The following is a 20,850-nucleotide window of genomic DNA, read 5'->3' on the forward strand; positions in this document are numbered from 1 at the left end:
GGCGCTCAGAGCCACGGGAGCCGGGAGTCCTCGCTGCTGGGGTAGCGGTAGGCGTCCCCGTCGGCGTCGTGAGCCGAGTCCCCGTCACCGCCGTCGGCGACGACCGACGCGGCGGGCGAGGTCGCCGACCCCGAGGAGGGCGTCGAATCGGCCGAATCGCCGTCGACTGCCGGAGCCTCGTCGTCGTCGACGTCGTTTGCCTTCACCGGCGCGGTCGAGCCGTCGGGATCGAACGAGAACACCGCCGTGACGACGAGGACGCCGAGGGCGACCGGCGCTTCGGTCGGCATGAGCTCCAGGACCGACAGCGCGAGCATCCCCAGCGCGACCGAGGAGCCGAAGCGGAACCGATCGATGTCGACCGCACCGCGGAGCTGCGGGCCCGCGAGGGCGACAGCGAGCGCGAACCCGACGCCGACGCCGGCGGTCGCCGCGGCCTTCGCCACCAGCACGGGATCGGTCGTGACCGCTACGTCGAGGCCCCCGGGCTGGAAGCTGGCGACGAGACCCAGCCCGATGATGACTGCCGGGCGCGGGAGGTACTCCCCGACCCTCGCGGACGCGGTCTTCGCCGCCACGGCGACGATGACCAGGCCGGCGAAGCGCTGGAACGTCGGCATATCGAGCATGCTCGCGATCGTGGGTGCGAGCGCGGCTTCCAGCGCCGCGATCGGGATGAGCACGAGCCCCAGCAGGAGGATGGACGGGACGATCTCCCGCGGCGAGTCGTCCATCTCCGCGAGGATCACCGCAACGGTCGCGGAGCCGCCGAACACCAAGAGACCGGTCTCGAGGATACCGAAGGGGTACGTCAGCGCACCCGCGAGGACGAGCGCGGGGAAGATGCCGTCGATGAGGGGCAACGCCATCACCGTCGCGAGCAGGCGGGTCGCACTACCGACCTGCCGCTCGATGGTGAGGGCGATCGGGTGCCGAGAGACGCTCATCTCACGTCAGCGGCCGTCACCAACGGCCGAACGGCGATGCGGGCGCAAGCCCGACCCGGACTCCCGCGGGACCTGCCACGAGTTCTGGCCGTTGGCGTGTTTAAATGTGCGCTCCATCGCTGTAAAGAAACGGCTGCCGGAGACCTGGGTCGACTGACCGGCACTGCGCGTCGCGATGGAACGCTCGGAGTCCATGTGCGAAAGAAGCCGGACTGGCATATTAAACGTTGTGTGGGAGACGTCCGCACCTAGCAGTAGAACCGTCGGCACATCTGCGCTCGACCGAACGATCGTCACCGAACGGCCGTGCGGTCCGACGAACTCTCGGTTCGGGGCCGACGGCTCCGCAAGAATTGCTCCGACCGTGAGCCGTCGGCTCAGAGGAGCGACCCGCCCGCTGCCGCCGTCACGGCCCGGGGGAGCGACAGCGGCAGCGTTCGGTCGCCGACGCGACCGCCGTCGGAGCGACTGTCCACACGAGTGCATATTCGCCGGTGAGTGAGTGGCACGGCTACCCATACACGTGCCTTCTCGCAACGCTTTTGTCGCCCGCTCGTCGACGGTTTATATGGCGAAGGACGCTAACCTTGGACCCTTCTCGGAGAAACTCCGCGAGCCGGAGGCGTTGACGTTCGACGACGTCCTCCTCCGGCCGATGGAGTCGCGGGTCGAACCGGACGACGCCGACGTCGCGACCCGCGTCTCGAAGCACGTCTCGCTGAACATCCCAGTGCTGTCGGCCGCGATGGACACCGTCACCGAGGCCGAGATGGCCATCGGGATGGCTCGCAACGGCGGCCTCGGCGTGCTCCACCGCAACATGAGCGTCGAGGAGACGGCGGCGCAGGTCAAGGCCGTCAAGCGCGCGGACGAGCTGTTCATCCGGCGTGAGGACGTCGTCACGGCCTCGCCGACGCAGACCGTCCGCGAGGTGGACGAGATGATGGAGCGCGCCGGCGTCTCCGGTGCCCCCGTCGTCGACGACGCCGACAAAGTGTTGGGAATCATCTCGGGGACCGACATCCGCCCGTTCCTCGAGGTCGGCGAGTCCGACCAGGTCCGCGAGGCGATGACGGACGAGGTCATCACGGCGACGACGGACGTCACCGCCCGCGAGGCGCTCGAACTGATGTACGACCACAAGATCGAACGTGTCCCCATCGTCGACGACGCCGACGGGCTCGTGGGGCTCGTCACCATGCAGGGGATCCTCCAGCGCCGCGAGCACGAGGAGGCCGCTCGCGACGACGAGGGGCGGCTCCGGGTCGGCGTCGCCGTCGGCCCCTTCGAGGAAGAGCGCGCCGTCGCCGCGGACGAGGCCGACGCGGACGTGCTGTTCATCGACTGCGCGCACGCCCACAACATGAACGTCCTCGACTCGGCGCGAGCCATCAAGGGCGAGGTCGACGCCGACGTCGTCGTCGGCAACATCGGCACCCGGGAGGCCGCAGAAGCGTGCGTCGACTTCGCCGACGGCGTCAAGGTGGGGATCGGCCCCGGCTCGATCTGTACCACGCGCGTCGTCACCGGTGCGGGCATGCCGCAGATCACGGCCGTCTCCGAGGTGGCAGACGTCGCCTCGGCGGCCGGCGTCCCGGTCATCGCCGACGGCGGTATCCGATACTCGGGAGACGCGATCAAGGCGGTCGCCGCCGGCGCGGACGCCGTCATGCTGGGGTCGTACTTCGCGGGCACCGAGGAGGCACCCGGCCGCGTGATCACGATGAACGGCAAGAAGTACAAACAGTACCGCGGGATGGGCTCGGTCGGTGCGATGCGCTCGGGCGGCGGCGACCGCTACCTCAAGGACGCCGACGAGGACGAGGGGTTCGTCCCGGAAGGCGTCGAAGCTGCCACGCCGTACAAGGGGACGCTCGCGTCCGAGCTCCACCAGTTAGTGGGAGGAATGAAGTCGGGGATGGGCTACGTCGGTGCGGAGAGCCTCTCCGGCTTCAAGGAGCGGGCGCGGTTCGTCCGGGTCTCCGCGGCGGGCCAGACCGAGGGTCACCCCCACGACGTGATGATCACCGACGAGGCCCCCAACTACAGCCCCGATCAGTAACGCGAATTCGATCGGTCACCCCCGTATGGGGTGACGGCGGCGACGGGGCCGGGGCAGCGGGCTAATCGTACTCCGACCGCCGCCGCGGGGTGGTCGTGCGCGGCGGTAGGGCTGTGGGAGGCCGACGGCAGATCCCTCGCTCGGCCATTGCAGACACGGAACCTCACGGATCGCGTGAACGAACAGTCCGAGCCCACGGCGCCCTAGCGACCCCGTCCTGCGGTTCTGATAGGTCGTAAACGAGTAAGGAAGATTATTAATATCTGGTTCCGTGGTGGTATACGTTCGATGAACACGGCCGAACTCCGCGCGGCACTCGAAGAGGCTGGTCTCTCGCAGTACCAAGCGGAGGCGTACAACACGCTTCTTCAGCTCGGTGCCGCGAGCGCGACCGAGATCGCCGACGCCTGTGCGGTTCCGACCGCTCGCATCTACGACGTGCTTCGCGATCTCGAGTCGAAAGGGTACATCGAGACGTACGAGCAGGACAGCTTGCACGCGCGGGCGCGGAATCCCGACGAGGTGCTTGACGACCTCAGGGAGCGTGCGACGCTCCTGACCGACGCCGCGGAGGAGATCGAAGAACGGTGGGAGGAGCCGGCGGTCGACACCCACAAGGTGAGCATCGTCAAGCGGTTCGACACGGTCTTCGACCGGGCGGCGGCGCTCATCAGCGAGGCGCAAAACGAGGTGCAGCTCGCGGTGACGCCGTCGCAGTTCGAGGAACTCCGTCCCGCGCTCCGGCGAGCGTACGACAACGGTGCGATCATCAAGCTGTCGCTACACACGGACGAAGAGAGCAGGACGATCCCCAATGGGGCGTCGTTCGACGGGATCGTGACCGAGGTCCGCCACCGGACGCTGCCGACCCCGTTCGTCGCGCTGGTCGACCGGACCGACACGTGTTTCGCACCCCACGCCCACTCGCTGAACCAGTACGGCGTGCTGGTCAACGACTACACGCTCACCTACGTCTTCCACTGGTACTTCCTCACCTGCCTCTGGGAGGTGTGGGACACCGTCTACTCGTCGCGGTCGGCGTCGCTGCCCCTGGACTACGCCGACATCCGCCACTGCGTCCGCGAGATCGAGCCGCTGTTGAGCGACGGCGGGCGGGTCCGCGTCGCGGTCGAGGGGTTCGACACGGAGACGGGCAAGTCGATCTCGTTCGTGGGCGACGTCACGGACGTCCAGTACTCCGGGGGGACGTCGTCGAACGGCGCGCCGGCGCTGTCACAGCTCGCGGGGCAGGTCAGTCTGTCGGTCATCTCGGGCGGGCGAGTGTACCGCGTCGGCGGGTGGGGTGCGGTGCTCGAAGACGTCGAAGCGACGCGAATAACCGTTAGAGAGGTAACAGGAGTCAGTTGAGCGATGGGTAGCTATATGTGGTCCCCTCCACGAAATACGACACTGATGCGAACGCCGTCTCCGGGGTCCGAGGTGACAATCCAACCCCCGAACCGGGTGGTACAGTCGTACCGTCCCGGCACGATCGAACCTCTCGACCACTCGGACGCCACCACGAACCCAACCCATGAATGACGAAACACCCGTCGTTCTCATCGTCGAAGACGAGCCTGATCTCGCGGATCTGTACGCGACGTGGCTCGACGGCGAGTACCAGGTCCGTGTCGCGTACGGGGGTCGGGAGGCACTCGAGGAACTCGACGAGGACGTCTCGGTCGTACTCTTGGACCGGCGCATGCCGGATCTGTCGGGCGACGAGGCCCTCGCGGAGATCCGCTCCCGCGGGTTCGACTGTCGCGTCGCGATGGTGACGGCCGTCGAACCCGACTTCGACATCGTCGCGATGGGCTTCGACGACTACCTCGTCAAGCCCGTCTCGAAAGACGCCCTCCACCAGACCGTCTCGAACCTCCTGCTCCGCAACGCGTACGACTCCGGCGTGCAGGAGCTGTTCTCCTTGGCCTCGAAGAAGGCGCTGTTGGAGGCCGAGAAGGGGCCGACCGCGCTCAGCGATAGCGAGGAGTACCAGGAGCTCGACGAACAGCTCGCGGAGCTCCGCCAGGAACTCGACGAGACGCTCGGGCAGTTCGACGAGGGCGACGAGATCTCCGCGCTCTACCACGACATCGGTCGGGGCGTCGAGGACGAAGACGGCACCTCCGACCCGTTCTGACCGACGCGCCGACTCCACGGCCCGCGTTCGACGGCGTTCGGCCGACCGGCACTTTTTCACCGCCTTCGGAGGCGAGACCTATCCGTGAGCTGATCATAGAACCGACAGAGAGCGCCTCGAACACGCACCGACCCTGAGAGCCGCTGGGATTCTGCCTGAGCGTTTAGTGACATATAATAATCTGTTAATTAAATTAATTTAGTATCAGAACTGTAAGAAAATATTTATTTAATCGCCGGGCGATTGTCAACGTGTATCATGTCGGATGACAACTCCGCGCTGGTGTCCTACCTCACGGACAACCCGCGCATGATGGGTGCACTGTTCACGATCGTCCTGCTGCTGTCGCAAGCCGGAGGCGCGCTCGCCAGTAACGCGAGCACGACCGCCGGGCCGTAATCAGAGCGAGTCGAAGTCGAGTTCGCTGCTCCAGCACAGCCTGTTTTCGAAGACGACCGGGACGTCCGCCAGCGACAGGAAATCCGCCAGTTCCTCACGCGTGAGATCGAAACTATCGACGAAGCCCGAGGAGAGGTAGTGGGTCTCGTTGTCCTTCAGATGCGGGATGATGAGCGTCCCCATGCCCCGCTCCCTGGTGGGGAACGCCTTGTACTCGAGCTCGAAGCGGTCCCCGTCGAGTTCGTGCACGTAACAGGCGTTCGGCACGCCACTTTCGGACTGCGCGATGGCGAAGCCACCGTCGCCGACGACGACGTACTGGCTCCCGAGGGCGTTGTCGTCGCCGGCGACGTCGAGCGCGCTCCCGAGCGGGAAGCCGCGGTTGAGGAGGCGCGCGAGCGTCTTGCCCATCTCGACGGCCCCGCTGTTGATCACGTCGCTGAGCGTGACGATGCCGCCGATGGCCCCGGCGTCGATGAGGCCGACCCCCTGTTCGTACGACTGACAGGCGTTCAGGAGGAACGCGTCGGGGCCGACCTCGTCGAGAGTGGTGGCGTCGAGGCGACCGTCGGCGCACTCGAAGCCCGCGGCGTCGATGTGGCCGATGTAGTGGAGGAACTCGACGTCCGTCGTGAGCGTCTCGCGGAGCTCCGCGACCGTCCGACCGTACTGGACGGTGACGTCGAACGGGAGTTCCTCGCGGGAGCCGTACACCCCGTCGACGACGTCGCGCTCGTCGATCATCCGCTCGTCGTTACACACCACGACGATGTCGATCGTTCCCGCCGTGGGCGACCGGTCGAGTCGGTTTCGAAACGCCTGTTTCGTCGTCTTCGACGCACCCAGGGGCGTGCCGTCGCCCATCCACGCCTGTTCGAGCGAGTCGGCCGACTCCGGCTGGACGTACGCCCGCCCGGCGTCGGCCGCCGCGCTCCGGACAGGACCGCCGTCGCCGGCGCGGAAGAACTCCCCGGCGGCGGTCGCCTGCACCTCGGAGGCCGACAGCGAGGTCGCAGTCGGCGTCCGGACCACCGCGAGGTCGTTCACCACGAACGGGAGGAGTTCGACGTTGTCCGGCGTCGGCGCGACGTGCGTCGTCAGTTTCCACTCGGGGGTCTGGTCGCGGATCACCTCGTTCGGCACCGAGAGGGTGGCCGCGAGTCGCTCGGCGGGCGTGGCGTCGTAGAGGGCGGCGAAGTCGAGGTCGACGGCTGGTTCGACCGCCGCGCGTTCGTGTAAGTCGACCTTGTAGTAGCCCTCGGTCCGGACGAGACAGTCGAAGAAGAACGTCTGTTTCAGCACGCGTTCGACCTCGCGCTCGAAGCCGCGGGGGGTATCCAGCCGGTGTTCGAAGCCCGTGTCGGTGACGATCCGGGGGCGGTCGCCGGGAACGAGTTCGCCCCCGAGGTAGTACGCGAGCGGGGCGGCCACGTACGCGTGTTCGAGCGACCGCGGGAGTTCGATGCGGATCCCGGTCTTCGGCGCCGACAGCCCGTCGGGGATCGACAGCACGTCCCCGCGCTCGACGAGAGGCGGGTGACCCCGGAGCGTCGGATACGACCGCTCCACGGAGGTCGTCTTCAGCGCCGAGGAGAACGTCGAGAGCGCACGCATCACGTCGGCCGGGTCGTCGGTCGTCGTCAGGGTGGCCGCGGGCTGTTCGTGGTGTGAGCGCCCACCCACGACGACCTCGGTCGGGCCGTCGAAGGCGAGCCTCGTCCGGGTGGCGTCGGCGGTGACGGAGACGGCTCCCTCGACGCGGAGGTAGAGCTTCATCGGCGCACAGAGTTCGAGTCCGTACGTCCCCGGCTCGAACGACTCGTCGGCGAAGTGGGCCGCCTCGGCGAGCATCTGACCCTCGCCGTCGCGGACGTACACCGCGACGACCGACGACAGCTCGATGCGCTCGGTGACGAACCGGACGGCGTCGTCGACGGGGAACCGGAGTCCGGCCGGGTCGGCCGGTTCGAGCGCGGGGGTCGTGGGCGTGAACAGCCGGAACTGGTGGCGTTCGATCGGATCGACCACGAGCACGCCGGCGTCGTCCGTCAGTGGCGAGAACGAGACCCCGAACCCGTCGCACGTGGGGGAACGCTCGCCCGGATGGGACATACCCCTACGAACACGCGGTACGGGTAAAAACTACTGGGAAAGACCCACCCCCACGAGCGGGGTGACTGGTTCAGTCGAGATCGAACTCGAACCAGTCCGAGGTAGCGTCCGAGTCGCGGAACTCCCAGCGCTGGGTGAGCAGACCGTTGACCCTGAGTTCGACCACCGCGTCGAACAGCGGCTCGAACAGACGGACCAGCCGGGCAGTGCGCGGCTGGGGGAGCCACACGTGGGTCATTCCCGAGACGGACCGGATCTGTGCGGTCAACAGGTGGAGGAAGCGGAACAGCGTCTCCTCGCCGAACCGTTCGGCCAGCGACGGGAGACAGTCGAACGCGACGCGGAGCTCCGCGGGGTCGAGGCCGCCGGAGACGGCGACGAAGCTGTCGACCGCGCGGCTGATCGCCTCCCCGAGTTCGCCGATCCCTCCGTCGACGTGTGTGGTCGTCGCGTCGATGCCGGCCGTCGGCGAGGGCGTGGCACCCGGCGTCTCGATGGAGTCGGCGGACGCCGACGAGACGCTCCGCGCCCCGTCGGCACACGCGACGACGTGCGCCGTCTCCGGCGCGACCGGACCGGTTCGTCGGACCCGACCGACGACGTCGTGACCGCGCGCGCCCGGGGTCACGAGCAGTCTGCGACGGGGCGGGGTCGCGCCGCCGTCGCCGAGCATCGCGCGCGAAGCCGTGTGGTACGAGTCCTCGGGGACCGCACCGACGACGAGGAGTGCGCTCCCCCGCTGCTTGAGCGCCGCGAGTGCGTCCACGAACGACTCGGTCTCCCCGTCGCCTGGCCAGCTGTCGCCTCCGGTTCCCATTCCTCTCTGAGTATTCTACCCTCGGACTTAATATTTTACGTGTTGACAGAAGGAACGTTCGCGTGTCACTTCCGTGGCGGTCGCCCCGCGCGACTCACGCGACGGACCACTGATCGGCGACGAACGCCTCGATGCGGTCCATCGCCGTCTTCAGCTCAGCCATTCCCGTCGCGTACGACACGCGGAGGTGTCCGTCCCCGCCCGACCCGAAGACGCTGCCCGGGACGAGCGCAACGTTCCGTTCGCGGAGCAGTTCCTCCGCGAACCGTTCGTCGTCGCCCCCACAGCGGGGGAACGCGTAGAAGGCACCCTTCGCCTCGAAACAGTCCAGCCCCATCTCGTTGAACCGCGAGATGACGAAGCGGCGGCGCCGGTCGAACTGGGTCCGCATCTCCTCGACGGCGTCGTCACAGCTCCGCAGCGCCTCGATGGCGGCGTGCTGGGCCGTCGTCGGCGACGAGAGCATCGTGTACTGGTGAACCCGGTTCATCGCCGTCACGGCGTCGGCGGGCGCGAGCGCGAAGCCGAGTCTGAGCCCGGTCATCGCGTGGGTCTTCGAGAAGCCGTTGAACACCACCGTTCGCTCGCGCATCCCCGGGAGCGTCGCGATCGAGGTGTGCTCGCCGTCGTACCGGAGGCCGGCGTAGATCTCGTCGGAGAGCACGATCAGGTCGTGTTCGCGACAGAACGCGGCGACCTCGGCGAGCTCCTCGCGGGTCATCACCGCGCCGGTCGGGTTGTTCGGATAACAGAGCATCAGGACGTCGGCGTCGGCGGCTCCGGCCTCGCGGAGGGCCTCGGGGGTGAGCGCGAAGTCGTCGGCCTGCGACGTCGGCACGCCGAGCGCCTCGCCACCGGCGAACGTGACCGTGGGAACGTACGAGATGTACGACGGCTGCGGGACGGCGACGACGTCGCCGGGGTCGACGATCGACCGAACGGCGAGGTCGACGGCCTCGCTCGCGCCCGTCGTCACCAGGACCTCTTCGTCGGGATCGTAGTCGAGATCCCACCGGCGGACGTACGTCGAGATCTCCTCGCGGAGCTCGCGCATCCCGCGGTTCGCGGTGTAGGACGTGCGCCCACGTTCGAGCGAGTCGATCGCGGCGGTGCGGGCGGCCCACGGGGCGGTGAAATCCGGTTCCCCGACGCCCAGCGAGATGACGTCGTCCATCTCCTCGGCGATCTCGAAGAAGCGTCTGATGCCCGACGGCGGAATCGCCTGCACGCGCTCGGCGCGCTTCATGGCGAATAGGTCAGGCGGTCGTCGTCCGTGTGGTCGCCGAACTCGATGCCGCGCTCCTTGTAGGTGTCCATGACGAAGTGCGTCACCGTCTGGGTCACCTCTGGAATGGGCGCGATGCGCTCGGAGACGAACATCGAGACGTCGTGCATCGAGTCGCCGGACACCTCGACGGCGAAGTCGTAGTCGCCCGAGACGAGCTTCAGGTCCGAGACCTCGGGGAACTTCGCGATGCGCGCGGAGATGTCGGTGTACTTCGTCTCGCGGTCGAGTTCGACGTTGAGTTCGACCATCGCCGTGACGCGTTCCTCGTCCACCGCGTCCCAGTCGACGATGGCCTGGTACCCCCTGATGGCCCCTTCGTCCTCCAGCTCCGCGACGAGTGCTTCGACCCGCGCTTCCTCGATGCCGAGCTGCCGAGCGATGTCGGCGGTGCTCTCGCGCGCGCTGTGCCGCAGCAGGTCGAGCAGTTCCCGCTTCTCGTCCATACCGCTTCGCGGGCCCGCATGGAGTAAAGCGTTTGCGAACCACGCAACCACGACCCGGGTGAGAACCCGGCCCCGACGGCGCGACGCCGCGACCGCGCCCGGGTTCGACCGTCCTCCCGCTCGCGCCGACCCGTGCCGCCGCTCAGAGGTGGTCCGCGACGTCGGGCGACATCGCCGGCGGGCGGCGGGCGAAGAAGGCGCGCAGCAGTGCCGCCCGCAGGTCACGGCTGGCGTGTAACGTCGTCGGACACGAGTCGTCAGCGGTGAGTTCCCGCCCGAGCAGCCGCTGTCGCCCCCGTCGTCGACGTGCGTACCGCTGGAGTGCGGCCGTCACCGACGCCCGCCGCGTGAGTTCCTCGGCGAGTACGTACGCGTCTTCGATGGCCAGCGACGGCCCCAGGGGGAGCGTCGGCGGAAGCGGCCGGGCCGCGTCACCGACCAGTGCGGCCCGGCCGGCGATCCAGCGGTCGGACGGCACGCCGAAGTCGACGTCCCCGTCGACGACATCGAGGCCGGCGAGGGGACGGTGGTCGGGCAGGCACTCCGCGCGGTCGGCCGCCGCCGACAGTCGGCTCACCGCGTCGACGGCGGGCTCGAAGGTGTGGTCGGAGCCGTCGACCGCCGTCGTCACGAACTGGGCGCGACCGGTTCCGGGTGGTCCGTAGGTGAACGTCCCCTCGGCCGTCCACAGCTCCGTGATCCTCCCGGGCGACCCGAGTCGCCCGTCGGTCCGGAGCGTCACCCTCGCGGTCCCCCGACGCGTGGGTCGAGCGTCGTCGAACCGTGCCTGCCTGACCCACGAGCGGGGGCCCTCGCCGCCGACGACGACGTCGAACCGCTCGCGGACCCCGTCTTCGAACTCGACGAGCAGTCCGGCGTCGGTCGGTTCGAGACGGCTCGGCGTCTTCGACATACGGATGCCGCCGGGCGGGAGCCGCGTGCGGAGCTGTCGTCTGAGCCGCGCCCGATCGGTCGTGGCGACCGGCCACCGGCCGTCGTGCGCGCTCGTCAGTCGCTCCGACACCCCGTCGGGACGCCGCAGGAGCCACTCCCGAACGACCGTGGGAGACGCCGGGAGGCGTCCGTCGGGATCCAGTTCGGCGAGGAGCGAGCGCGCGCTGCTCCAGAGGACGACGTCGCGGGGGGGCTCGTCGTCCCGCTCTCTCGCCGTGACGACGACCGGCGAGAGGCCGCCGGTCTGGAGGAACGCGGCCGTGGCGAGCCCCGCGAGGCTCCCGCCGACGACCAGGACCTGCCGCTCGGCGGCAGGGGTCGGCGGACCGGACTGCCCGTGCATGGCGCGTTCAGGAGGGGTGGCCGGCGATCAGCGGCGTCGTTTCGGGCTCTTTCTCTCCCGTCTCGGTCTCGTCTTCGGCGTCGGCGTCAGCGCCCGACGGGGCGATGACGAGCTCGTCGCAGGTCGGCGCGTAGACGTTCATCTCGACCCCGCGAGAGGAGTACCACGTGTCGACGACGTGGATCAGGTCCGACTCCCGCAGGCGTTCGAGGTGGTAGTGAGCGTTCTGCAGCGACGTGTCGACCCGGTCGGCGAGGTCGGAGGCGGTCATCGGCTCCTCGAACAGCCGGGCGAGGATACTGGTGGCGGTCTCGGAGGCGAGCGCACCACAGAGGGCCGCGGCCTGTTCGGTTCCGAGCGTGACGGTCCGCGTCTCGCGCTCCGGTTCGTCGACCGGCGGACGGTGCGGAAACATCCCAGCGTTCAGTGACATGTACTCGTACGGTGGACGGCTACCCCCACGGCTGTACTGTCTACATGTGTAGCCCCGGCGGCGAAACGAGGGCTATACACGTCAGACGTGGCCGCGACCGACGGGACGCGAACGGTCCGTGGGCGGTCGGCGGGCGCGGGCGAGCCGCGCGGTCAGTCTGGATACTCCCGGTTCAACAGCATCGAGAACGTCTTGCGCTCGGCCGTGCGGAGGTGTTTGTTGAACGTCGGCTGGGTTATGTCGAGCAACGCGGCGATCTCCTGCCCGCTCGACTCGCGCGGCCAGTCGAAGTAGCCCGCCGAGTAGGCGGTTTCGAGGGTCTCCAACTGCCGCTCGGTCAGCTGCTCGCCCAGCAGATCCTGCAGTTCGAGGAGCGTCTGGACCGACCGCTCGCGGGTCCGCTGGGCGACCAGTTCGGTGCCGGGGTACCGCTCTTTGAACGAGGTGACGAGCGCCCGGATGTCGGCCGCCTGCGGCGCTTCGACGACGAGGCGGGCGCCACCGTCGCCGTCCCCGTCGTCGCCGTGGGTGCCACCCGCCTCGTCGACCGCTTCCGCCGTCCGAACGACGGCACCGTGCTCCGCGAAGACGGTTCCAAACCACGACGACGTCTCGACCTCGACCAGACACGTCTCCGCGGACGCGTCGGCGCTGACGAGCGTGACGTCCGCGACGCCGCCGAGCGAGGCGATCTCGTCGACCACCTGCTCGGGGGCGGCCCCCTCGACGGTGTAGAATGCCCCGAAGGCCCCGCTCGACCGCCGCACGGTCCGTTCGAGCGCCACGTCGGCTTCGGCTTGGCGGGCCGCCCGGGCGAACAGGAGGTCGTCGTCGCGGCCCGCGAACTCCAGTTCGGTCGTGGTGTCGGACTCCAGCGCCGCCCGCCGCTCGAGCACCGAGATGGCGTAGCCCACCGACCGCCCGAGCTCGGTCAGGATCGCCTCCGCCCGCTCGTCGAACGCGGTCGGATCGGCCGCGATGATGGTCAACACGCCGTAGACGGTCTCCGAGTGGGCCACCGGGACGGCCGCCACCGACTGGAAGCCCGCGCGGAGGATCGGCTTCCGCCACTCCCCGCGGGCGGTCTGCGTCGCGAGGTTCCGGACCGTCCGCGTCTCACCGCTCGAAAACGCCGCCGCCGCGGGATGGCGGTCGACGCCCGCGCCGTCGAGCTCGACCGCGTCCGTGTCCACGAGCCCCCCGTCTGCGCCGCGCGTCGCGCGGGAGACGAGCGCGTCGCTTCGGCGGTTCGGCTCGGCGATCCACGCGACCTGGTAGGGGTCGACCGTGACGAGCTGTTCGCAGACGACCGCCTCGATCGCCTCGCGCGTCGACTCCTCGACGGTCGCCTGTTCGATCTCCCTGATGACGGTGTTGAGCCGTTCGAGCCGCTCGGCCCGGGCGCGGTGCTCGCGGAGCTCCGCCTCCCGCTGTTCGAGTTCGTGCTGTCCGCGGACGTGGTTGAGCGCGCCTTCGAGCGTGGCCGCGAGGATCTGCGCCAGTTCGACGGTTTCGGCGTCGAACTCCCGGTCTGGCGCGCCGACCAGCATCACGCCGTGCGAGCCGAGGGGGAGGAGGAGGTCCGGATCCGAGACGCCGGCTCCGTACAGGCCGGTCTCCGACTCGATCTCGGAGCCTCGGACCGTCTCGCCGTCGACGAACACCTGCCACGGCAGGCTCGTGCCGGGCTCGAACGACGGCAGGAAGTCGAGCGTCTCGCGGAGTCGGTCGGTCTCGCTGACCGGCCGAAGCGCCCCCTCGGACTCGTCGTAGAGGTGGATGCTGACGTGCGAGAAGCCGAGGACCCCGTCGGCCGCGTCGACGGCGACCTGGCTCGCCTCCTTCCGGGAGCCGGCCTCGGTCAGTTCGCGCGTCGCCCCGTGGAACGTCTCGAGGGTGTCCTCGCGTTCCTTGCGCTCGGTCACGTCGCGACTGACGACGACGAACCGGTCGGTGTCGTCGGCCCACCCGATCGGGTAGAAGTCAGAACGGATCCACCGACGCTCCCCGTCCGGCCGCTCGATGCGGTACTCACCGGTGTACCGGTCGTCGTGCTCGCCCCGCTCGACTTCCCGAACCCACTCGCGCATGGCGGTCTGGTACTCCTGCCTGTCGTCGGGGTGGACGATCTCGATGAACTCCATCGAGTCGTCGCCCCCGAACTCGTCGTACGACCGACCGAAGACGTCCTCGTAGCCGGCGCTCACGTAGACGTCCCCCGTCCCGTCGCCGAGCAGTCTGGCGCTGTCGGTGAGGAAGATCGCCTCGTCGATCCGGTCGAGGATCGCGCTCATGCGGCGCTCGCTCTCCCGACGCTCCCGGGCGCGTGCGACGCGGTCGAGCGCGGTCGTCGTGTGCCGTGCCAGGATCCGGGCGGCGTCGAGGACCACCTCGTCGAACTCCTCGACGCCGGGGTCGGCCGCGCCGATGACGCCGTGGTCACCGACCGGGACCATGAGCGCGTGGTTCAACGACGTCCGGTCCCAGCGCGCGCTAGGGTCGTAGACCGCCGACTCACCACGCTCGTACAGCTCGTACTCGAAGGTCCCCGGTTCGAGCGGGCCGGGCCCGCCGGCGAACTCCCTGGCGGCGTCGCTCGCGGCGACCGGTTCGAGGACCGTCCGGCCGCCCGCCCCGTCGCCCTCGCCGTCTTCGGCTCCCGCCCCGCCGCCGTCGTCCCGCTGGAGCCAGCAGACCGGGAGCGACAGGCCGAGCACCTCCTCCATGGCCGCCACCGTCGCCTCGCAGACCTCGTCGGTCGTCGCCGCGTCTTGGATGCGCGCGGTCGACTCGTGGAGCGCACTCATGATCCGCTGGTGGCGCTTCCGGTCGGTGACGTCCCGGGAGATACCCAGTATCCGGAGTTCGCCGCCGATCCGCGCCGGCGTCGTGTCGACCTCGTACCAGCGACGCTCGCCGTCGGCGGTCTCGACGGGCCACTCGACGGTCACGGGATCGCCCGTCTCGGCGACCTCCTGGATGATCTCACGGGAGCGTTCCTCGGAGTACCCCGCCACGTCGGGGGTCAGCCCCTCGACATCGAGGTCGAGGATGGTCGACTCGTCGTACCCCGACGCCTGGACGTAGCTGTCGTTGACGTCGAGGATCTCGCCCGTCTCGGGGTCGTGGACGCTGATGAGGTCGTTGACGCCGTCGAAGATCTGCTGGTACTCGCGCTGTCTCCGCTTGCGCTCTGTGACGTCGCGGACGCTCGCGAGGACGCGCTCTCGCCCCTCGAGCTCGACGATCGTGAGGCTGATCTCCGCCGCGAACGTCCCGCCGTCCTTCCGCGCGCCCCGCCACTCGAACAGCTGTGGCCCCTCCTCGCGCGCCGCGTCGATCAGCCGCTTGGCCGCCGCCTCCGAGTAGTCGGGGTCCGCCGTCATGACGATCCCGATGTCCGCCCCAACGAGTTCGTCGTGGCCGTAGCCGGTCAGTTCGCAGTACCGGTCGTTGACGTCGAGGATCTCGCCCGTCTCGGGGTCGTGGACGACGAGCCCGTCGCTCACACTCTCGAACAGTTCGCGGTAGGTCCGCTCCAGTTCCCGCTGGTCGGTCACGTCGCTGACGGTGCCGACGACGCGGTCGACGACGCCATCGTCGTTCTCGATGGGCGAGCGCGTCACCCGCACCCACCGGGTCTCGCCGTCGACGCGGAGCCGGTACTCGCCCTCGTACACCTCGTCGGGGTCGCCGGCGTCGATGTCGTCGATCATGCGCTCGACGTCGCGTTCGTACCGATCGCGGTCGTCGGGGTGAGCGGCCTCGACGAACGACCGCGGGTCCTCGGAGAGCTCCGCGACCGATTCGCCGTAGATCTCTTCGTACGCCGGGTTGACGTACCGGATCTCGGAGAGGTCGGCCGACGCGAGGTAGATCACCTCGTCGATGTGGTCGGCGATCAGCCGCAGGCGGCGCTCCCGTCCTCTGAGCTCCTCTTCGAGGCGTTTGCGCTCCGTGATGTCGCGAGCGATCCCGACGATCTGTCGCACCTCCCCGTCGATGATCACCGGGGAGAGCTTGGTCTGCCACGTCCGCTCGCCCGCCGGAAACGCCAGTTCCTCCTCGTAGGTGATCGTCTCGCGCTCGGCGAGACACCGCCGGTAGTTCGCCTCGATCTCGGCCCCGGGGTCCGCGCCGAACGCCTCCCGCGGCGACCGCCCACGGAGTTCCTCGTCCTCGATGCCCGTCGTTTCCCCGTGCGTGTCGTTGAGCCGGCGGTAGACGAACGTGGGTTCGCCACCCCCCTCTCCTTCCGCTCCCCGTTCGACGTCGACGAGGAACAGCGAGTCCTGTGCGTTCTCGTAGACGGTCTCGTACTCCTGTTTGAGCGTTCTGAGCTCCACCTCCCGCCGCTTGCGCTCGGTGATGTCACGGACCGTCGCCATCGTCGCCGGCTCGCCCTCGTGGGTGATCCGCGAGACCGTGAGTTCGGCGGCGACCCGGTCGCCCGTCGCCGTCAGGAGTTCGACGTCGTAGCTCGACTGCGGCTCCTCCCCCGCGATCCGTCGCTCGTACCGCTCGCGGACGACCTCGCGGTCGTCCTCGGCGAACACCTCGTCGAACGATGTGTCGAGCAGCTCCGCGCGACTCCGGCCGGTGATCTCGCAGAAGCGGTCGTTGACGAACGCGTACGTCCCCGCCTGCACGATGACGACGCCGTCGTTGCTCCCCTCGACGAGCGTCGTGTACTTCCGCCGCTCCTCCTCCCGCGTGCGTTCGCGGCGCTTGCGGTCGGTGATGTCGCGGACGCTCGCCAGCACCCGTTCCTCGCCGCGGACGTCGACGACCGTGAGGTGGACCTCGACCGGGAACGTCGTCCCGTCCTTCCGCCGGTTGTCCCACTCGAACAGCTGCGGCCCCTCCTCGCGCGCGCGCCTGATCCGCTCGCGGGCGTCATCGTACGAGCGGCCGTCGGTCGACGGGGTGACGACGTCGATGTGCTCCCCGACGAGCTCCGCCCGCTCGTAGCCGTTCATGTCGCAGAACCGCTCGTTGGCGTCGACGATCTCGCCCGTCTCGGGGTCGTGGAGGACGAGCCCGTCCGACGTGCGCTCGAACAGCTCCGTGTACGTCTGTTCGAGCTCCCGCCGATCGGTGACGTCCTCGGTGACGCTCACGAATCGCTCGACAGAGCCCTCTTCGACGACGGGGTACCGCTGGACGCGGATCCAGCGGATCCCTCCGTCGACGGAGAGCCGGTACTCGCCCTCGTACGTCTCCTCGGCGTCGTCACGGTCGAAGGCGTCGAGCATCCGGTCGAGGTCCGCCTCGTACCGGTCTCGATCGGCCGGGTGGACGGTGTCGAGCGTCGACCGGGGGTCGTCGTACAGACGCTCGACCGACTGGCCGTACACCGTCTCGTACGCCGGATTGACATACTCAACCGTCGAGCGATCCGCCGCGGCGATGAGAATGACCGCGTCGACGTTCTCGGCAACCAGGCGGAACCGCTCTTCGGTCCGCCTGAGTTCCCGGATCCTGTCGCCGGACAGATCGGGCATACCCCACGTATCCGGTGGACCGGTAAGTATTGTCGGGGTCACGGCCCCCACGCCCGGTTCGAGGGCGGCCCGCGCGGCGGCACGACCTGCCGTCACCGACCGACGTAGCGGCCGTCTCAGACAGGTCTCCGACCGACGAGGCGACGGTTCCGACGGAGCGACCACCCCGATTCCACCTCGCGAGCCAGTGGGTATCCGAGAGATCGAGGGCAGAGAGGGCCCTGACCGACCCGGTGGCTAGCTGTATAGCCCCGGTGAGACGGGCGACACGACGTGCGTACACGGAACGGCCTGGTTCGTGGGGGTCCGAGGGAGACGTATGAGCCGAACGCCCCCGTCGGTTCGACCCGACCCGCATCGTCCCGCCGAACAGATCACACAGCCCACCGCTCCGAATGTACCCATCCACACCCACTGACGACGCGACCCGCCAGCCCGCGCGAACGCCGACCTGGAACGGACTCGCCGCCGCCATCCTCGCCCTCGCGGCGGTGCCGCTCGCGCTCTGGGCCGTGTCGAACCCGCTCGCGGGCGTGGTGCTCTCCGCGTGTCTCGGTGGCGTCGTCGTCGGCGCGAGGCGAACCGCGAGACGCCTCGCGGAGGCCGACCCCGGCGGGGAGCCGGGCGGCACCGAGCGGTCCGCGCCGGCACTCGGTGCGTGGCCGGCGGCGGCCTCGTCGCGGGGACGGCGGTAGCCCCGGCGACGACCCGACACGTTTGAACCGTCCCACCGCGTAGCCGGGGGCGTGAACGTGTCGCACCGTCGGCTCGGTGCCCTCGCCGTCCTGGGGGTCGCGGCGGCGGTCGGCCTCGTCGTCGTCTCCCCGCGGACGGTGTTCGTGAGTCTGGCGACCGTCGACGTCCGCCTGCTCGCCATGATCTTCGTCCCCCTGCTGCTCGTCCGGGCGTTCCTTCTCGTACCGGTGACGCTCGTGACGGTGTTCGTCGGCTACCGGTTCGGCTTTCCGCTCGGGGTGCCGCTCGCGCTCGCCGCGACGATCCTCACCTGCGTGCCGCCGTACGCCGTCGCGGCGTGGTTCCGCGGCGACGGCTGGTTCGACCGAGTGGGCGACTGGGGCGCGCGGACGCTCGACCACGTCGGGGGGTTTCGCGGGACGGTCGCCGCGCGCCTCTCGCCGGCCCCCGCCGACGTCGTCTCGTACGGCGCGGGCGTCTCCGGCGTGTCGTTCCGACAGTTCGTCGCCGGCACGCTCGTCGGCGAACTCCCCTGGGCGACCGGCTACGTCTTCCTCGGCAGTGCGCTCTCGCGGGTCGCGTACGACGCCGACCTCGACTACCGCTACCTGCTCCTGGCCGGTGCGGTCGCGGTGATCCTCGTCGCCCGGCCGATCTACCGGGCGGTCACGGCGGCTGTCACCGACGGCGGCGATCCGGAGCCGGAGCCGTGAGAGACGTCCCGACCGCCGTCAGCACTCACCGGCGGCCTCGCGCGTGATCCCCGTGGTCGCGCCGTCGTACCCCCGCTTGTAGACGGCGACGCCGTCCTGGCACCGGTAGAGGCCGTACTCGGTTCCGAATCGGTCGCCGAACGCCTCGCGGACGGGCCGCGACCAGTCGTTCTGTCGGGCGATCAACCCCCTGTCCAGGAGGACATACGTCGGCGTGACGGGCCCGTGGGCCGCCTGATACTGCTCGAACATGTCCGGGCGGCCGACGTACGTCGCGTGCGGCCGGGTGGCGACGTGCGGGTAGAGGTCGTTCTGCGTCAGGAGCGAGGCGTCCTCGGGCACGTCCTCGATCGCGGCCTCGACCACCCGGTTGTGCGCCGGATCGTTCCGGACGGGGAAGACGCCGTGGTCGGCACCGACGGCGAAGCCGGCGAAGACGTTGACGAGGATGATCGTGACGAACAGCCGCCGGAGGAGCGCCTTCGAGGGCACGCCGAGTTCGATCCGGCCGAGGACGCGGACGGCGCCCACGTAGAGGAACGGCAGGAGATAGAACGGGTAGTGCGCCCCGAACATGTAGTAGATCTCCCGGCCGGCGAACAGCCACGCGAACCCGAGATACGGGGCGACGGCCCCGACGGAGACCTCGTCGTTCAGGCCGAGAAACAGCACCGGCGCGAACAGCGCGATGAAGTACAGCAGTTTGTCTGTGAGCCGGAACGTGAACGTCTCGACCAGCACCCCCGGATCCGCGAGGACCACCGCGAGGAGTTCTCCCATCCCGGTGCGGGTGCCGAGCGACGGTTTGAGCGGGGCGGCGAACGAGGCGTACGGGATGCCCGCTTCGACGCTGAACCGCGCGGTGACCGCGACGGCGACGGCGAAGACGACCACTGCGGCCAGCGCGGTCGCGCCGAGCATCGGTGCGCGCTCGCGCAACTCGCCCGCGCGCGCGGCGGCGACGACCGTCCCGACCAGCGCGCCGCCGAAGACGATGATCGCGAACTCGTTGGTGAGAAAGGCGAGCGTCGCCAGCGCGACGAACACGCCCCGGCGATCGCGGCGCGAGGCCAGGTACGCGCCGAAGACGAGGACGGGCAACAGCGCCTGCTCCTGGAAGTCGAACACCCACGCCGACCAGAGGAAGGGGTTCAGGCCGTACGAGACGGTCACGAGCCCCGCGACGGCGTCGTCACCGACGTGCTCGCGGGCGAGGGTCCACACGAGCGGGATGCTCGCCGCGACGACCGCCGACTTCGCGACGAGGAGCGTCACGGGCGAGGGGACGAGCGCGTACAGCGGGAGGAACGCCAACAGCGTGAGCGAGAAGTGCCCGCCCCAGTACGACCCCTGCGGCTGGCTCACCCGGTACTTACCGTGGAGCAACAGCCCCTCGCCGTCGACCGTGGTGGCGAACATGTGGACGTACGCGCCGAAGTCGGAGCCACCCATCCAGTACGCCGTGTAGAGCCACGTCGTGTACGCGGTGAAGGCGACGAACAGGGTCGTGGCGAAGGCGAGGACGTACCACGTCGGCCGGTCGACGTTGGCGAAAGTCGCCCGGAGGCGCGCCGGCGTCACCGGGGGACGGACGGCCCGACGCAGTCCGACCCCGCCGAGCCACGCGAAGCCACAGACGGCGCAGACGACCGGGAGGAGCGTCGACCCGAGGCCGGACTCGACGGCGACGAGAAGCGACACGAGGACGGCCACGCCCGTCACCGCGACGGCGGCGGCCCAGCGGGGGACCGCCGCGAACCCGACCCCGCTCCCGACCGGCCGGTAGCGCCCGGCGAAGAGGTCCTCGGCGAGGACGCCGCTGAGCCCGACGAGGACGGCCGCGACGACGTACGGCACGCCGCGGGGGTTCACGAGCACGGCGACGGTTGCGAAGACGATGCCGAGCGCGACGACCGCCACCACCGGCAGGAGTTCGTCGGCGACCGTGTAGCGGTGTCCGGACTCGTCAGACACCGGTGGCTCCCCCCGGTCGGCAACC

The 20,850-nt window shown here is 69.4% G+C and carries 16 protein-coding genes; 6 read left to right on the top strand and 10 right to left on the bottom strand.

Annotated elements, in window-relative coordinates; translation table 11 throughout:
• Window positions 1-5: 5 nt before the first annotated feature.
• Both NKJ07_RS06165 and NKJ07_RS06170 read right to left on the bottom strand, forming a co-directional pair.
• Window positions 6-947 (bottom strand): DUF5794 domain-containing protein, encoded by a 942-nt coding sequence (locus NKJ07_RS06165; RefSeq protein ID WP_318569706.1) that lies wholly within the window; start codon window positions 945-947, stop codon window positions 6-8.
• A 6-nt stretch (window positions 948-953) separates the two neighbouring features.
• Window positions 954-1,142 carry a DUF8099 family protein gene (locus tag NKJ07_RS06170; protein WP_318569707.1) on the bottom strand — a complete coding sequence of 63 codons (189 nt, stop codon included), beginning with the start codon at window positions 1,140-1,142 and terminating at the stop codon, window positions 954-956.
• A gap of 373 nt (window positions 1,143-1,515) precedes the next feature.
• Here NKJ07_RS06170 and guaB point away from each other — a divergent pair, with 373 nt between their 5' ends.
• The 4 genes from guaB to NKJ07_RS24395 all read left to right on the top strand — a co-directional run bounded on the left by guaB (window position 1,516) and on the right by NKJ07_RS24395 (window position 5,548).
• Window positions 1,516-3,009 (top strand): IMP dehydrogenase, encoded by a 1,494-nt coding sequence (gene guaB, locus NKJ07_RS06175; protein ID WP_318569708.1) that lies wholly within the window; start codon window positions 1,516-1,518, stop codon window positions 3,007-3,009.
• Between the two features lie 288 nt (window positions 3,010-3,297).
• Entirely contained in the window at window positions 3,298-4,377 is a 1,080-nt protein-coding gene (locus NKJ07_RS06180) for a TrmB family transcriptional regulator (RefSeq protein WP_318569709.1), read from the top strand.
• 166 nt (window positions 4,378-4,543) lie between these two features.
• Window positions 4,544-5,149 (top strand): response regulator transcription factor, encoded by a 606-nt coding sequence (locus NKJ07_RS06185; protein WP_318569710.1) that lies wholly within the window; start codon window positions 4,544-4,546, stop codon window positions 5,147-5,149.
• Window positions 5,150-5,431: 282 nt separating this feature from the next.
• Window positions 5,432-5,548 (top strand): DUF7503 family protein, encoded by a 117-nt coding sequence (locus NKJ07_RS24395; RefSeq protein WP_425504732.1) that lies wholly within the window; start codon window positions 5,432-5,434, stop codon window positions 5,546-5,548.
• Here the strand turns inward: NKJ07_RS24395 and NKJ07_RS06190 are convergent, their stop codons facing one another.
• The 7 genes from NKJ07_RS06190 to NKJ07_RS06220 form a co-directional block, all read right to left on the bottom strand.
• The gene (locus NKJ07_RS06190) at window positions 5,549-7,660 is read right to left on the bottom strand and encodes a hypothetical protein (RefSeq protein ID WP_318569711.1); all 2,112 of its coding nucleotides are present in this window, start codon (window positions 7,658-7,660) and stop codon (window positions 5,549-5,551) included.
• A 70-nt stretch (window positions 7,661-7,730) separates the two neighbouring features.
• On the bottom strand, window positions 7,731-8,477 hold the full coding sequence (locus tag NKJ07_RS06195) for a DUF7504 family protein (RefSeq protein WP_318569712.1): 747 nt from the start codon (window positions 8,475-8,477) through the stop codon (window positions 7,731-7,733).
• A 94-nt stretch (window positions 8,478-8,571) separates the two neighbouring features.
• Complete coding sequence (locus tag NKJ07_RS06200; RefSeq protein WP_318569713.1) at window positions 8,572-9,723, bottom strand: pyridoxal phosphate-dependent aminotransferase; 1,152 nt, start codon at window positions 9,721-9,723, stop codon at window positions 8,572-8,574.
• Window positions 9,720-10,208, bottom strand: coding sequence for an Lrp/AsnC family transcriptional regulator (locus NKJ07_RS06205; RefSeq protein WP_318569714.1), 489 nt, complete (start codon window positions 10,206-10,208; stop codon window positions 9,720-9,722). Before NKJ07_RS06205 ends, NKJ07_RS06200 begins: the two co-directional genes overlap by 4 nt.
• 142 nt (window positions 10,209-10,350) lie before the next feature.
• Window positions 10,351-11,505, bottom strand: a complete 1,155-nt coding sequence (locus NKJ07_RS06210) for an FAD-dependent oxidoreductase (RefSeq protein ID WP_318569715.1) — start codon at window positions 11,503-11,505, stop codon at window positions 10,351-10,353.
• Between the two features lie 7 nt (window positions 11,506-11,512).
• The gene (locus NKJ07_RS06215; RefSeq protein ID WP_318569716.1) at window positions 11,513-11,938 is read right to left on the bottom strand and encodes an ArsR/SmtB family transcription factor; all 426 of its coding nucleotides are present in this window, start codon (window positions 11,936-11,938) and stop codon (window positions 11,513-11,515) included.
• A 152-nt stretch (window positions 11,939-12,090) separates the two neighbouring features.
• Complete coding sequence (locus tag NKJ07_RS06220) at window positions 12,091-17,442, bottom strand: PAS domain S-box protein (protein ID WP_318569717.1); 5,352 nt, start codon at window positions 17,440-17,442, stop codon at window positions 12,091-12,093.
• Window positions 17,443-17,837: 395 nt separating this feature from the next.
• Between NKJ07_RS06220 and NKJ07_RS06225 the strand changes: the two genes are divergently transcribed.
• Both NKJ07_RS06225 and NKJ07_RS06230 read left to right on the top strand, forming a co-directional pair.
• A complete protein-coding gene (locus NKJ07_RS06225) occupies window positions 17,838-18,137 on the top strand; it encodes a hypothetical protein (RefSeq protein WP_318569718.1) in 300 nt (99 codons plus the stop codon).
• Between the two features lie 51 nt (window positions 18,138-18,188).
• A complete protein-coding gene (locus tag NKJ07_RS06230) occupies window positions 18,189-18,851 on the top strand; it encodes a TVP38/TMEM64 family protein (RefSeq protein WP_318569719.1) in 663 nt (220 codons plus the stop codon).
• Between the two features lie 18 nt (window positions 18,852-18,869).
• Here NKJ07_RS06230 and NKJ07_RS06235 read toward each other — a convergent pair whose 3' ends face one another.
• The gene (locus NKJ07_RS06235) at window positions 18,870-20,825 is read right to left on the bottom strand and encodes a DUF2079 domain-containing protein (protein ID WP_318569720.1); all 1,956 of its coding nucleotides are present in this window, start codon (window positions 20,823-20,825) and stop codon (window positions 18,870-18,872) included.
• Window positions 20,826-20,850: the final 25 nt, after the last annotated feature.

Source organism: Salinigranum marinum, from assembly GCF_024228675.1.
In the GTDB taxonomy this organism is placed as follows: domain Archaea; phylum Halobacteriota; class Halobacteria; order Halobacteriales; family Haloferacaceae; genus Salinigranum; species Salinigranum marinum.